12 protein-coding genes are annotated in these 13,556 nt (G+C 68.0%); 10 read left to right on the top strand and 2 right to left on the bottom strand.

The window, feature by feature from the left end; genetic code table 11:
- Nucleotides 1-110 precede the first annotated feature (110 nt).
- The gene (locus HD557_RS09090) at nucleotides 111-962 is read left to right on the top strand and encodes a patatin-like phospholipase family protein (protein WP_231380237.1); all 852 of its coding nucleotides are present in this window, start codon (nucleotides 111-113) and stop codon (nucleotides 960-962) included.
- Between the two features lie 62 nt (nucleotides 963-1,024).
- On the opposite strand, the gene HD557_RS09095 is transcribed toward HD557_RS09090, so the two are convergent.
- The gene (locus tag HD557_RS09095; RefSeq protein WP_196873658.1) at nucleotides 1,025-2,578 is read right to left on the bottom strand and encodes a PucR family transcriptional regulator; all 1,554 of its coding nucleotides are present in this window, start codon (nucleotides 2,576-2,578) and stop codon (nucleotides 1,025-1,027) included.
- A 113-nt stretch (nucleotides 2,579-2,691) separates the two neighbouring features.
- On the opposite strand from HD557_RS09095, the gene HD557_RS09100 reads away from it, so the two are divergent.
- The 7 genes from HD557_RS09100 to HD557_RS09130 all read left to right on the top strand — a co-directional run bounded on the left by HD557_RS09100 (nucleotide 2,692) and on the right by HD557_RS09130 (nucleotide 10,359).
- A complete protein-coding gene (locus tag HD557_RS09100) occupies nucleotides 2,692-3,324 on the top strand; it encodes a DUF1989 domain-containing protein (protein WP_196873659.1) in 633 nt (210 codons plus the stop codon).
- An 11-nt stretch (nucleotides 3,325-3,335) separates the two neighbouring features.
- The gene (locus HD557_RS09105; protein WP_196873660.1) at nucleotides 3,336-4,682 is read left to right on the top strand and encodes an amidase family protein; all 1,347 of its coding nucleotides are present in this window, start codon (nucleotides 3,336-3,338) and stop codon (nucleotides 4,680-4,682) included.
- The gene (locus tag HD557_RS09110) at nucleotides 4,679-5,806 is read left to right on the top strand and encodes an oxidoreductase (RefSeq protein WP_196873661.1); all 1,128 of its coding nucleotides are present in this window, start codon (nucleotides 4,679-4,681) and stop codon (nucleotides 5,804-5,806) included. The genes HD557_RS09105 and HD557_RS09110 overlap by 4 nt, the downstream gene beginning before the upstream one ends.
- A complete protein-coding gene (locus tag HD557_RS09115; RefSeq protein WP_196873662.1) occupies nucleotides 5,803-6,672 on the top strand; it encodes a polysaccharide deacetylase family protein in 870 nt (289 codons plus the stop codon). Before HD557_RS09110 ends, HD557_RS09115 begins: the two co-directional genes overlap by 4 nt.
- Before the next feature lie 194 nt (nucleotides 6,673-6,866).
- The gene (locus tag HD557_RS09120; RefSeq protein ID WP_196873663.1) at nucleotides 6,867-8,303 is read left to right on the top strand and encodes a cytosine permease; all 1,437 of its coding nucleotides are present in this window, start codon (nucleotides 6,867-6,869) and stop codon (nucleotides 8,301-8,303) included.
- A 138-nt stretch (nucleotides 8,304-8,441) separates the two neighbouring features.
- The gene (locus HD557_RS09125) at nucleotides 8,442-8,981 is read left to right on the top strand and encodes a VOC family protein (protein ID WP_196873664.1); all 540 of its coding nucleotides are present in this window, start codon (nucleotides 8,442-8,444) and stop codon (nucleotides 8,979-8,981) included.
- 103 nt (nucleotides 8,982-9,084) lie between these two features.
- Entirely contained in the window at nucleotides 9,085-10,359 is a 1,275-nt protein-coding gene (locus HD557_RS09130; protein WP_269210634.1) for an MFS transporter, read from the top strand.
- Here HD557_RS09130 and HD557_RS09135 read toward each other — a convergent pair.
- Entirely contained in the window at nucleotides 10,354-11,103 is a 750-nt protein-coding gene (locus tag HD557_RS09135) for an IclR family transcriptional regulator (protein WP_231380956.1), read from the bottom strand. The genes HD557_RS09130 and HD557_RS09135 overlap by 6 nt on opposite strands.
- Before the next feature lie 94 nt (nucleotides 11,104-11,197).
- On the opposite strand from HD557_RS09135, the gene HD557_RS09140 reads away from it, so the two are divergent.
- Nucleotides 11,198-12,610: an MmgE/PrpD family protein gene (locus HD557_RS09140; RefSeq protein ID WP_196873667.1), complete on the top strand. Its 1,413-nt coding sequence runs from the start codon at nucleotides 11,198-11,200 to the stop codon at nucleotides 12,608-12,610.
- A gap of 55 nt (nucleotides 12,611-12,665) precedes the next feature.
- Nucleotides 12,666-13,556, top strand: coding sequence for an isocitrate lyase/PEP mutase family protein (locus tag HD557_RS09145; protein ID WP_196873668.1), 891 nt, complete (start codon nucleotides 12,666-12,668; stop codon nucleotides 13,554-13,556).

Consider the following 13,556-nt stretch of genomic DNA (forward strand, 5'->3'; position numbering starts at 1 on the left):
TTGTGGACGAGTCCATTACGCCGAATCGGCTCTGATTGGATCAGGCTCGGGGCGGATGAGCCGACTGCATCCTGAGTAGTTCCCGAAGTCACGCGAAGCGAGGAGTTCCTATGTCAGATTCCACTCGATCGTCCTCACGGGCACTTGTGCTCGGCGGGGGCGGAGTGACGGGCATCGCCTGGGAAGTCGGTGTTCTCGACGGGCTCCGCTCTCGAGGAATCGACTGGAACAGGGCGACCTCGATCATCGGAACCTCAGCCGGATCATTTGTCGGTGTTGCGGTCGCCAGCGGCTACGACCTGCACAAGTTGTACGGCGCTCAGCTGGCGCCTGACGACAACGAGGTGGACGTCGCGGCGTCCGAGGCGACGATGGCGGCTTGGTGGGACGCGCTCGAGGAGGGCGGTGATGATCCAAGGAAGGTCGGCGCGGCGATGGGCCGGATCTCCAAAGCAGACCCGGAACCTGTTCCAGCGGCCGTCCGGCGCAGGGTCGTCGCCTCGCGTCTGGTTGCCGATGACTGGCCCACGACTCTGAAGGTGACCGCGATCGACGCCGACACCGGGGAGCTTCACTTGTTCGACGCGAACTCGGGTGTTCCGCTCGCCAACGCGGTCGCTGCCAGCGGGGCGGTCCCTGGCGTCTGGCCGATCGAAAACTTCCAGGGCCGTTTCTGGGTGGACGGCGGCATGGTCTCCACCACGAACGCGCGCCGAGCTGCCGGGCATGACCGAATCGTCATCCTCGCGCCGATGCCTGCCGGTTACGGGCAGATTCCCGGCGCCGTAGCAGACGCCGATTCGCTGGCTGAGCATGCCGAGGTCTGTCTCATCACACCGAACGAATACAGCATTGAGGCTATCGGCCCGAACCCTTACGACCCCGAACGCCGTGCGGCCGCAGCGCAGGCCGGCTGGGCACAGGGTGAGGCCTTGGCTGACAAGGTTTCCACGGTCTGGTAGGAGTCGCTTTGAGGCCCCGCGTGCCTTGAAGCAAGCGCGCTGCGAGGCCGGGCTCAAACAGGTCAGGTGAGCGCGTCGGCCTGGAGGGCGAGAAAGAGATCGACTCTGCCGGCGGTGGTCCTTACGTCCCGATGCGTGAGCTCGGTGAGTTTCGCCAGTCTGTTGCGGAGCGTGTTGACGTGGATGTGCAGCCGGTCAGCTGTGGCTCCGTAGTGACCGTCGAGCTCCAGGAACGCGCGGAGCGTGGATTCGAGGTCCCGGTTGCGGTCCTGTGCTCGAAGCTCGCCCAGTACGCCGCGGGCGAACCGGGCGAGCGTCTCGCGCTCGAGCATCGCGAGCAGCAGCCGGTGGCTGTCGACGTCGCCGAACTCCTGCACCACCGGCCCGTCCGGCTGTGCCTGCATGGCGCGGTACGTCTCTCGGGCCTGCATGAGGATGACGCCGAGGCCGACAGAGGTCGGGCTCACGCCACCGATCGCGACCAGGGCGCGGCCTGAGTCGCGGGCACGGGAGAGCCTGCGTTGCAGCTCCTCGCCGACGGTGCGAAGCGACCTCCGCTCTGCTCTCGGCCAGGAGACGAACGCGATCGTCTCCCGTGACCCGCCGGTGACCAGGGAGGCGAGTCCCTGGTCGAGGAGGAGGTCGGTGACCGCCTCGGCGTCGTGCGAGATCTGTCCAGTGCCAGTGGACGGCCCTGCGATCGCCAGGACCGCCACCGGACTGGTCGGATCGACGCCGAAGGCGCGCAGGCGTTCGGCGGCATCGGTATCCCGGGTGGATCCCGCCTGGACCATGTCGAGGACCTCTGCTGCGAATCGCTGCTCGATCGCGTGCACGGCCTGTTGCTTGGCTGCTTCGAGGCTGAGGTAGGTGCCGGCCTGCTCGAGGGCCGTCACCTCGTCGGGCAGCAGCTCCTTGTAGCGCCGGAGGCAGAAGAGGCCTGCCTCGACGTCGGCGACGGCGGTGACGAGGAAGATCGAGGCCGTCGTCCCGTCGAGGTCGGCCTCGAGGGGAGGTGGGTGTCGAGTCAGTGCGCGCGTAGCGTCTCTCAGCTGGGCGGGGGAGAGGCTGGCGTTCACACTGGCGAGTTGGCGGCCCGTCCGGTCGACCACGACCAGTGGGAGGTCGTGCTCTCGTCGTACCACCTGGAGGATCCCGGCCGCTCCCGCCCCGCGCGAGATCGCCGAGGCCAAAGCTCCGGTGCGACGTACGGTCCCGGAGAGGTCGCTGAGACGCGATTCCGCGAGTAGTGTCGCCGCTGCTCGGGTGACTGCGGTGAAGGGCACCTCGACGGAGATCTCCGCGAGCGGCATTCCGGCTCTCCTACATGCCTCGATCAGCTCAGGCGGGGTGGCGGGGGTCTCCTTGCGCAGGCCGAAGACGATGCCGGCGGCGTCCGCGCGATGTACGGCGTCGACGAAGGACGTCGGGTCGGCCTCGTCGAGCCAGACCCCGTTGGTGAGGACCAGCTCACCGGGACGGACGTACGGCCCCGGGTCGGCCAGCTCGGTGTTGTGCAGCCAGAGCAGCTCTCGATCAGCGCCCTCTCCGTCGCCCGGAACGAGCAGGGTGAGTTCGAGATCAGCCTGCTGCAGCAGGCGGCGTAGCGACAGCATGGATGTGATTATCCACTGCCGTCGCGGTCATGTCTGTTGACATCTCCAATGACTGGGGCATGCCGATGCGGGTTTTCTAGGAGCTCGACCAGTACGTCACTGAAGGGACCCTCTTGACCGCCATCACCCTCGTTGCGCGCACCGGCCGGGCCTTCCGGCTCGGTGTCGGTGACTCGATCACCATCGTCAACCTGTACGGCCAGCAGGTGGTCGACACCTGGGCGATCAGCCCCGTCGACCCGTCGACCGTGCTCTCGATGGCCCACACCCGGATGGCGACCGGCAAGCTGGCCGTCCAGGAGGGGGACGTCTTGGTCGACTCCGACCGGGAGCCGATGGTGCTGCTCGAGTCAGACACGTCCGAAGGTCGCCACGACACCCTGATTCCGGCGTGTGACCCGGCCCGATACCGGCAGCTGGGCGTCGTCGGCCATCACGACAGCTGCGCGGCCAACTTCCGTGATGCGCTGCAGGAACTGGCCGTCCCGCTGCCGAGTCAGGTCCCCCAGCCCCTCAACCTGTTCATGAACGTCCCCGTGGCCGGCGACGGCACCCTCGTCATCGAGCCCCCGATGAGCCGCCCGGGCGACCGCGTCGCGCTGCGTGCCCTCCAGCCGCTCGTGCTGGTGCTCTCGGCCTGTCCGCAGGATCTGGCGCCGACCAACGGTGCGCATCACGCGCCCCGTGATGTCGAGCTGCTTCTGCGGCCGTCCTTCGACCAGGTGGGCGGGCTGCCGTCGTCATGATCGCCGAGACGATGTCGAGATACGGTCGGCTGGAAGGCACACCGGCGGACGCGCTCGACGACGTTCTGCGCTGCCTCCTGGACCAGGAGCATGTGTTCACGCGTCTGCTGGCCGACGAGGCGCGCGAGCAGGCGGCGGCGTCCACAGGTCGCTGGCGAGATGGCCGTCCAGCCGGACGTCTCGACGGCGTTCCTGTCGCTGTCAAGGACTGCATCGACGTGGTCGGCGTGCCCACGACGAACGGGTCGGTTGCCAATGCGTCGTCGGCGCCGGCCGCTCGCGACGCGACGATCGTCGATGCGCTGCGAGCGAGCGGCGCGGTCCTGATCGGGAAGACGAACCTCAGCGAGCTCGCATTCTCGGGGATCGGGACCAATCCGCACTTCGGATCACCGATCAACCCCCTCTCGCGCGACGAGCCGCTGATCACCGGAGGGTCCTCCTCGGGGTCTGCGGCAGCGGTCGCTTCGGGGTACGTCGACGTGGCCCTTGGCACCGACACCTCGGGGTCGGTCCGGGTGCCGGCCGCGTTCTGCGGGATCGTCGGCTACAAGGCATCCGAAGGTCGCTTCTCCCGCCAAGGCGTACGGCGGCTCTCGCCCACCTTGGACAGCATCGGCTTCCTCACTCCGACCGCGGCAGACCTTGCCTACGTTGTCGCCGCTCTCGATCCGCGTACCGGATCTGCAGGTCTTCAGGCGGCGCCCAGGCAAGCACGGTTGGTGGTGCCGGACGACGAGGTGGTCGCAGACGTGGCTCCCGAGGTGGCTGCCTGGTTCTGCGAGGCAGTGGAGGAGGTCGCCGGGCTCGAGGGTGTTCGAGTCGAGCGGCGTCGTCTGCCCGTGCTCGCCGAGGCCCAAGAACTGATGGACCGTCACGGGACCCTGGTCGCGGCCGAGGCCTTCACCGAGTACGGCCGACTTCTCCACGCGTCGACGGAGGGGTTGCTCGATCCCGCCGTTGCTCGCCGGCTTCGTGTCGCGGCAGGCGTTGTTTCCACCATCGGCCCGGTGGGTGCGCGGATGATCGAGCTGCGGCAGCGGGTGGCGGTCGAGCTCGACGGCGCCCTGCTGCTGTGCCCCACGGTCCGTGATGCTCCGCCGGCGGTCTCGGTGGTCACCGCCTCGGCGGACGCGTTCGATCGCTGGAACGCTCGGATCCTGCGTACGACCATGCTCCTCAGCTATCTCGGCATGCCTGGTGTGAGCGTGCCCCGAGGCAGCGGCCGCAGGCGGGGCCTCGGCTTCCTTGTGTCTGCGCCTGCTGGCCACGACCACGACGTCATCCGGGCAGCCCGGCTGCTCGACGACATGCCCAAGCAAACGTCCCCAAGAGAACAGATAGGAACTGTCCGATGACCGACACCCCCGACCGACACCCAGCTCTCCAGGCCCGCTCGCTGGGCTCGATGGATCTCGCCAACCGGCTCGTCGTCGCGCCGATGACACGCATCTCAGCGACGCCCGAGGGCGTGCCCACAGGGCTGATGGCCGAGTACTACGCCGAGTTCGCTGCAGGTGGGTTCGGTCTCGTCATCACCGAGGGCATCTATCCCGATGCGGCGTACAGCCAGGGGTACCTGAACCAGCCGGGTCTGGTCACCCAGGAGCATGTCGCCGGGTGGCGAGCCGTCACCGACCGGGTGCATGCCCAGGGAGCCCGCATCGTCGCCCAGCTCATGCACGCCGGTGCGCTCTCTCAGGGCAACCCCCACCGCGAGGAGACGTTGGCGCCGTCGGCGGTCCAGCCACGCGGCACCATGATGCCGGCGTACGGCGGCAGTGGTCCATGGCCGCTGCCGCGCGAGGCCACCGGCGACGACATCGCCGAGGTGGTCGAGGGTTTCGCCGCTGCTGCCCGCAACGCCGCCGAGGCGGGCTTCGACGGCATCGAGGTGCACGCCGCCAACGGGTATCTGCTCGACCAGTTCGTCACCGAGTACACCAACCGGCGGACCGACGACTACGGAGCCTCGACAGCCAACCGCATCCGACTGACCGCGGAGGTCGTCGAGAGGATCGCCGCGGAGGCGCCCGAGGGCTTCACCGTCGGCGTCCGGGTATCGCAGACCAAGGTCAACGACGTGGTCTATCGCTGGTCGGGCGGTGCCGAGGACGTCGTCGTCATCGCCGAGGCTCTCGCGAAGGCGGGCGCCCACTACATCCATGTCGCGAGCGAAGGACGGTCCTGGTTCGAAACCGCTCAGCTCGACGACGGCTCGACCGTCACCGGGCTGATAAGCGAGATCTCGGCGCTCCCGGTCATCGCCAACGGTGGCATGCACAAGCAGGACCAGGCGGCACGCGTGCTGACCGAGGGACACGCCGACTTCCTGGCCATCGGCCACGCGGCGCTCGCGAACCCGGACCTCCCGCGTCGGCTGGCCAGCGGCGAGGAGCTGTCCGAGTTCGACCCGGCGATGCTGAGGCCGAGTGTCACAATCGAGTCCAGCATCCGGTGGCGACAGGCAGGTCGAGCATGAACAGCGAGGCGTGGCGCGGGACGGTCGCCGCGGTGGCGACCCTGACGTTCGACGTCGATGCCGAGACTCCCGTCCTCGCCGCGGGCGGTCGCTACTCCCGACACCTGACCACGATGTCGCACCAGGCTTACGGGCCCGATGTGGGAGTGCCGCGGATCCTCGATCTGCTCGACGACCTCGAGGTCCCGGCCACCTTCTTCGTCCCCGGCTGGGTCGCTGAGAAGCGACCTCGGCTGGCAGCGAGCATCATCGAGCGAGGGCATGAGGTGGCACATCACTCCTACAGCCACCGGACCGCGACGGAGATGTCGGAGCAGGCCCAGCGCGACGACTTCGAACGAGCGCTTGCGGTGTTCGAGCGCCAGGGCATCGAGGTGACCGGATATCGCGCTGCCATGTGGCAGACGACCTCCACCACGATGGAGCTGTTGGCCGAGCACGGCATGTCCTACGACTCGTCGATGATGGCGGACGATCGTCCCTACCTGCTCAAGCTCGGTGACACCGATGTCGTGGAGCTGCCGGTCCACTGGTCGCTCGACGACTGGGAGCAGTACGCCTTCCTGCCCGAGCCTGTCGTCGGCGGCATCATCGAGGCGCCGTCGAAGGTCTTCGACATGTGGCGCGACGAGCTCCAGGGGATGAGCGAGTACGGCTGCCTGTTCAACCTGTGCCTGCATCCGTTCCTCACCGCGCGGCCGGGCCGGTTGGCCGTCGTGCGACGTCTGGTCGAGTGGGCGCGCGATCGCGGTGACATCTCTTTCGAGAGGTGTCGTGACGTCGCGGCTCGTGTGGCGGAGGTCGGCGGCGTACGTGAGGTCTATCCGGCCCACACCGAGATCGACCCGAACACCTATCCGGACTGACGGTCCAACTGCACCAAGCAGGCCATCCATGGCGCCTGGCGGGCTTCCCGCCGGGCGCCTTTCTGCTGTGCTCGCGCACGGACCCGCGGCCGATGAGAATGTACAGCGAGAACGCCTAGATGCTGTGTGAATGTCCACTGACGGCCATGCGGGGCCAGTGATTCAGTGGCGGTCATCACATCAGGAGGATCATCATGACCAATCCGCCATCGGCCTCGTCCGGCGACACCGAAGCAGTGCCGTTCGATGCCCACGGTATCGGCCCCATTCCCGCCGAGTCCCGCGACTCGACGCCGACAGAGCAGTTCTGGATCTGGTTCGGCGCGAACCTGGCGCCGATCAACTGGGTCTTGGGCGCCCTCGGCATCGTGCTGGGTCTCAGCCTGCTCGAGACCATCCTCGTCGTGGCGATCGGCAACGTCGTCGGCTGTGCGCTCTTCGGCCTGTTCAACGTCATCGGTCACCGCACTGCGGTGAACCAGATGGTGCTGGGGCGTGCGGCGTTCGGGCGGCGCGGCAGTGTCGTCCCTGGCCTGATCCAGGGGCTGCTCACCATGGGCTGGGTGGGCGTCAACACCTGGGTCGTCCTCGACCTTGCGCTCGGGGTTCTCGCGGAGCTCGGCGTCGAGGGCGGCGTCGTCCTCAAGTACGTCGTCGCGGCTGTGATCATGCTGACCCAGCTCGGCCTCGCCCTGTATGGCTTCTACGCCATCCGTACCTTCGAGAAGTACACGGTGCCCGCCACCGCGGTCGTGATGGTCATCATGACCATCGTGGCGCTGTCGCAGGTGAGCATCGACTGGACCACCGGCCAGGCGACCACGACCGCCGACAAGGTCACCGCGATCACGCAGCTCGTCACCGCGATCGGCGTCGGCTGGGGCATCTCGTGGATTCCCTACTCGGCGGACTACAGCCGCTTCGTACGCAAGGACGCGACCGACAAGTCGGTCTTCTGGGCCGCGGCCGCAGGAATGTACGTCCCGACCGTCTGGCTCGCCGTGCTCGGCGCCTGCCTTGCGAGCGCCGGCAACGGAGGTGACCCCGCCGAGCTTGTGATCGCGACCTTCGGTGTGCTGGCCATCCCGGTCCTCTTGCTGATCATGCACGGGCCAGTCGCCACGAACATCCTCAACCTCTACTCCTGCTCGCTCGCGGCGCTCTCGGTCGGCGTTCGCGCCACGCGCTGGAAGGTCACGCTCGTAGCCGGCGCCGTCGCATCCGCCGTGCTCGTCGTCTTCGTCAGCGCTCACAGCTTTGCCCATGCCTTTGACCACTGGATGGTGTCGATCCTGGTCTGGATCAGCCCGTGGGCCGCCATCGTGCTCGTGGACTTCTTCGTGATCCACCGGGGGCGGCTCCAGGTCGCCGACCTCTACCGCGACGATGCGGACTCGCCCTACGGTTCGATCAACAAGGCCGGCATGGTCAGCCTCGCGTTCGGCATCCTCGCCGGCTGGGCATGGCAGTACGGCATGGTGCCGGTCATGCAGGGGCCGCTTGCCCGGCTGATGAACAACACCGACCTGTCGTGGCTGTCGGGAGGGCTTGTCGCTGGTGTCCTCTACCTGGCCTTGGCACGTCGTGCCGCGGTGGCCGAGCCGCTCGGCATGGCCGAGACGGCGACGTAGCGGCACGGGCGCCGAAGCTCAGGTTTCGATGGGCTCCACAGATCAAGCAATGTGCCGGCTGTCGGCCGGTCTACGAACGTACGAGAGGATCACATGTTCACGTCAGACCCCTTGCCCACGGTGTTGAGTGCCTCCACGATGAGCAACACCTTCCTCGGCGACCTGATCGAGGTCTGCTTCGCCACGGAAGACTGCTCGCGGACCATGCAGGGAATGGTCCGCCTCGGGATCGGTCCGTGGCGCGTCTACACCTTCGACGGGTCCAGTGTGGCCGACCGTGAGTACGGTGGTGAGCCCGCCGACTGGGCGCTCAAGGTCGCCTTCGCCGATGTCGGGGACATCGCGTTCGAGATCATGCAGCCGCTGTACGGGCCGTCGATCATCCGCGAGTTCCTGGACAGCCACGGTGAAGGCGTCCACCATCTCGCCTTCGACTGTGGCGAGGCTGCATGGGACAGTCGGGCTGAGGAGTTTGCCCGACGTGGATTCCGGTGCTCGCAGGCAGGCAGGTTCATGGACAGCAACGCCTTCGCGTTCTTCGACACCGAAGGTGCGACGACCACGACGTTCGAGACCTACACGATCCCGGAGGGGTTCGTGTGGCCCGAACCCGACGAATGGTTCCCTGGGCCTCCGCCCGCAGGGGAGGCGCCAGTCGTGCGTGAACAGCGCTCGTAGGCCATAGGCTGGCTTACTTTCTCCTGGCGCAAGTGGGCAGGCGCCGCAAAGGTGACGTGCGTCACGATTCCGCAGTCCCATCTACCGACTGTGAGGCCACCGAATGTCCACTGGTTCTTCTCTCGCTGCGACTACCCGATCCGCTGAGCGGCTCCCGGCTCGGGTCGTCTTCCTGATCGCGTTGGCGATCTATGGCCAGGAGGTGGTGTGGAACTTCTACGACGCCCAGGTGCCTGTCGAGCTACGCCGATATATTGGTAGTGCTGCGGTGATCGGCTTGGTGATGGGCCTGGACAACGTGCTCGGAGTCGTCATCCAGCCGTGGATGGGGTTGGTCTCCGACCGCCGGGTCCGGCGGCGCGGCGGCCGACTCGTCTACGTCGTCGTGGGAGCGCCGCTCGCCGCCATCCCGTTTGCGCTGATGCCTCACGCGCCTAATCTCATCGCCTTGGTGGTGTGCATCGTGTTGTTCGCCGGCATCGCGAACGCCTACAAGCCGGTTAACGAGTCCCTTCTCGCCGACTACGTCACTCCGGGTCTCCGGGCCCGTGCGAATGGGTTCGTCAAGCTCGGGACCGCGTTGACCGTCGCGACCTCGGCGGTGATCAGCATTGTCCTCGTCGACGACCATCCTGACCTGGCGTTCGTGGTGCCGCCGGTGCTCATGGTCCTGGTGCTGTGGGCGGCGGCTGCAGGTCTGCGGTCGCAGCAGCGGTGGGACCAGGTCGACCAGGGTCGAGGCACGGAAGTCGAATCCACGCGATCGCCCTCGATCCGGGCGCTCTACGCCGACCTGCTCACCCGCGCTGGCCGGCCCTGGCTGCTGCTGGTGGTCGGCATCATCGGCTTCAACGGCGTGTGGCAGGCACTGCGTGCGCTCTTCACGATCTACGGAGTCGAGGTCCTCGACGTCACGCGGGGGCAGGCCGGGGGGATTGCCCTGATCGGCGCGGCCGCATTCATCCTCGCAGCCGTGCCGATCTCTCGCCTGAGCCGTCGTTACGGGTGCATCGGGATGATCCGGCGCGGGCTGATGACCTTCATCGTCGGGATGATCGTCGGGGGCATCTCGACCTCGCTGCCGGTCGCGGTGCTCGGGTTCTCGATCGCGGCCGTTGGGTTCGCCTGCTTCGCCATCAACGCCGTGATCGCCCTGTGGGAACTGGCTCCCGAACCGGGGCTGACCGGTGTCTATACGGGTCTGTACGCAGTGGCCTACACGGTCGGCGCGGCATCAGGCCCGGCGGTGCTTGGCCTGGTCGTCGACCTCACCTCGTGGCGTCTGATGATGCCAGGGGCAGCCCTGCTTGCCTGCCTGGTCCTGCTGGTGTACCTCCGCTTGGAGCGGCACCCAGCGGTTCGCGGGATGGAGTCATAGGTCGAGCGCATCGACGGTAGCGCTCGCTTGCGGGCCGAGGATCCTGCTCAGCCGTGGTGCCAGTTCCTGGCACGCGGCGAGCAGGATCCGTGACATCCCCTCCAACCGTTCCCTGGGCAGATCTGCAGCGTCGCCGGCCAGCGAGATCGCGCCGAGGACGACCTGGTCGCTGCTGTCCTGTGCCAGCAACGGGGCCGAGATGCCGTTGATGCCGGGATGGTTCTCCTCGTAGGAGGTCTCATATCCGCGGTCGCGGATGGTCTCCAGCCTCTCCAGCGTGGCCGCATCCGGGGCGAGGCCTCGGACCTCGTCGGCCGGCAGGTGAGCCAAGATGGCCCGGCCGCTGGCGCCGACGGCGAGGGGCGACCTCTCGCCGAGAATGCCGTGTGGCTCCCGCAACGGTCCGCTCTGCGAGGGCACGCCGAGAACGAGTACGCGGTGGGCGCCCGAGCGCAGGTGAAGCACCGCTGCCTGTCTGCTGACGGTCGCCAGCCGAGTGATCACCGGGTAGACGGCCCGAAGGAGCTGTGGTCGGGGGCCGACCAGTGTCGCCAGGGCCAGGGATCGGCTCCCGATGCGATAGCCGGAGCGGCCGAAATGATCGACGTAGCCGTCGCTCTCGAGCGCTCTCAGGACACGAAAGGTCTGGGACTCCGAGAGGCCTGCCCGCGCTGCGATCGCGCCGAGCGTCGCGGGCTGCCGCATCCCGGCGAGTATCTCCAAGACCTGGAGTCCGCGCGTCATGGTGCTCACGCGCGGAAGCATAATGTGACCCTGCTACTTGCGGATAGTGAAAGTAACCTGGCGCTGCCGAACCGCCGAACGGCTCAATGGGCGCATGACGAGAGCCAGCAATCCCGACGGCATCACGGGCCGTCTGGTCTCCTGGGTGGAGAGTCTGACCTGGGACGCCATCCCGGAGACCGTACGCACCCGAGCCACTCATCTTCTGCTCGACGGCGTCGCGTGCGCACTGGTGGGCGCGCAGTTGCCGTGGTCGCGGGTCGGCACGGAGGCCGTCCTCGGGCTCGAGGGCGCCGGCGAGGTCCCGGTGATCGGCACGGGGCAACGCACCACTGCTGTGGGGGCTGTGCTCCTCAACAGCAGCTTCATCCAGGGCTTCGAGCTCGACGACTTCCACCCCCTCGCCCCGTTGCACAGCGTCTCGTTGCTCCTGCCGGCCCTGCTGTCCACGGCCGCCCAGACCGGCGGAGCGAGCGGGCGCGACCTGCTCACCGCGGCGGTGGCTGGCTTCGAGGTCGGTCCCAGGGTGGGCCTCGGGCTGGGTGGCACCGAGATGCTCTCCCGAGGCTGGCACTCGGGGGCCGTCTTCGGCGGCATCGCGGCCGCGATGGCGGCCGGGCGGCTCCGCCGGCTCGACGCCGCTCGGCTCGAGGACGCGGTCGGCTTCGCGGCGACCCAGGCCTCAGGGCTGATGTCGGCCCAGTACGAGGCCATGGGGAAGCGGATGCAGCACGGGTTCGCCGCCAGGAACGGCTTCTACGCCGCTGGCCTCGCGGCTGCCGGCTACACCGGGATCGACCAGGTCCTCGAACGCGACTACGGCGGCTACCTGGCCGTCTTCGGGGAGGGCCACACGACCGCACCTGACGCCGTCGTCGACGGCCTCGGCGAACAGTGGGAGACCACCGTGATCATGGTGAAGTCGTGGGCGGTGATGGGCGGACTGCACGGCTCCGTCCAGGCGGCCCAAGCGCTTCGTCCGCGACTGGCGGGACGCGACGTCGAGCGGATCGAGATCCGCGTCGGCGACGTCGTCTACCACCACGGCTGGTGGAAGCCGGAGCGGCCGCTGACCGCCATCGGCGCCCAGATGAACGTCGGCTACGCCACCGCGGTCACCCTGCTCGACGGCACCGCGCTGCCTGAGCAGTTCACCGCAGAACGCCTCGACGCCGACGACGTCTGGGCCCTGCTCGACCGAACGAGCGTCGACCACGACCCCGGCATCGACGAGCTGCCGGGCATCGAGCGCTTCCAGACCCACCTCACCGTCACCCTGACCGACGGCAGCACCGAGACCGAGTCGGTGATGGCACCGCACGGCAACCCGAGTGACCCCGTCACCAATGCCGAGATCGTCGCCAAGTTCCACGCCCTGGTCGACCGTGTCATTCCGTCCGAACGCGCCCGAGCCATCGAGGAGGCAGTTCTCGGTCTCGCCGATGCCGAGGACATCACGACGCTGGTCGAGCTTCTCGCTCAGCCCGTCGGCCGAGCGCTCGACTGAGTCACCGAACAGCCTCGCAACCAGAGCACCCATCGCCCGAAGGAGTCTCACCACGATGACCACCACCCCTGCCCGCGCACGGCTGCGCGACCTCCTCGACAGTGGCGAGCTGATCGTCGCTCCCGGTGTCTACGACGGCATCAGCGCCCACCTGGTGAAGCGCACCGGCCATGCCGCCGCCTACCTGACCGGGGCCGGCGTCGCGGTCGCCGGCCTCGGCCTACCTGACATCGGTCTGGTCACCCAGACCGAGATGGTCGAGCGGATTCGGGTGGCGGTGCGCGCACTCGGCGACGTACCGCTACTCGCCGACGCGGACACCGGCTACGGCGCCCCGATCAACGTCGTACGCACCGTCCGGGAGTACGAGGACGCCGGCGTCGCCGCGATCCAGCTCGAGGACCAGGCCTTCCCGAAGAGGTGCGGTCATCTTCCGGACAAGGAGCTCGTCTCGACCGACGACTTCCGCCGTACGCTCGGCGCGGCCCTGGAGGCGCGGGCCGACGACGACATGCTGCTCATCGCCCGTACCGATGCCCGCGGCCCGCTCGGCCTCGACGAAGCGATCGCCCGTGCCAACGCCTACGCCGCCGACGGCGCTGATCTGCTCTTCGTCGAGGCCCCGCAGAGCGCGGAGGAGATCGAGCAGATCGCAGCCGAGGTGAAGGCACCGTTGCTGCTCAACCTCGTCATCGGAGGGCTCACCCCCGAGCAGTCCGCCGAGCGCCTTCAGAAGCTGGGCTTCGCGGTCGCGATCCACCCCTCCGCGGTCCTCGCGCACTCGGCCCTCGGTGCCCTGTCCGCGCTGTGTCAGCTGCGCGGGACGCCGGTCGACGAGTTCCTGCTCACCAAGCCCGAGGACTTCTTCAACCTGGTCGGCATGCAGGAGTGGTTCGCGATAGGCGAGAAGTACCGCCCCGCGGCCACGACCGAGGCGAGGGCTTGA

The organism is Nocardioides luteus (assembly GCF_015752315.1).
Classification (GTDB): Bacteria; Actinomycetota; Actinomycetes; order Propionibacteriales; family Nocardioidaceae; genus Nocardioides.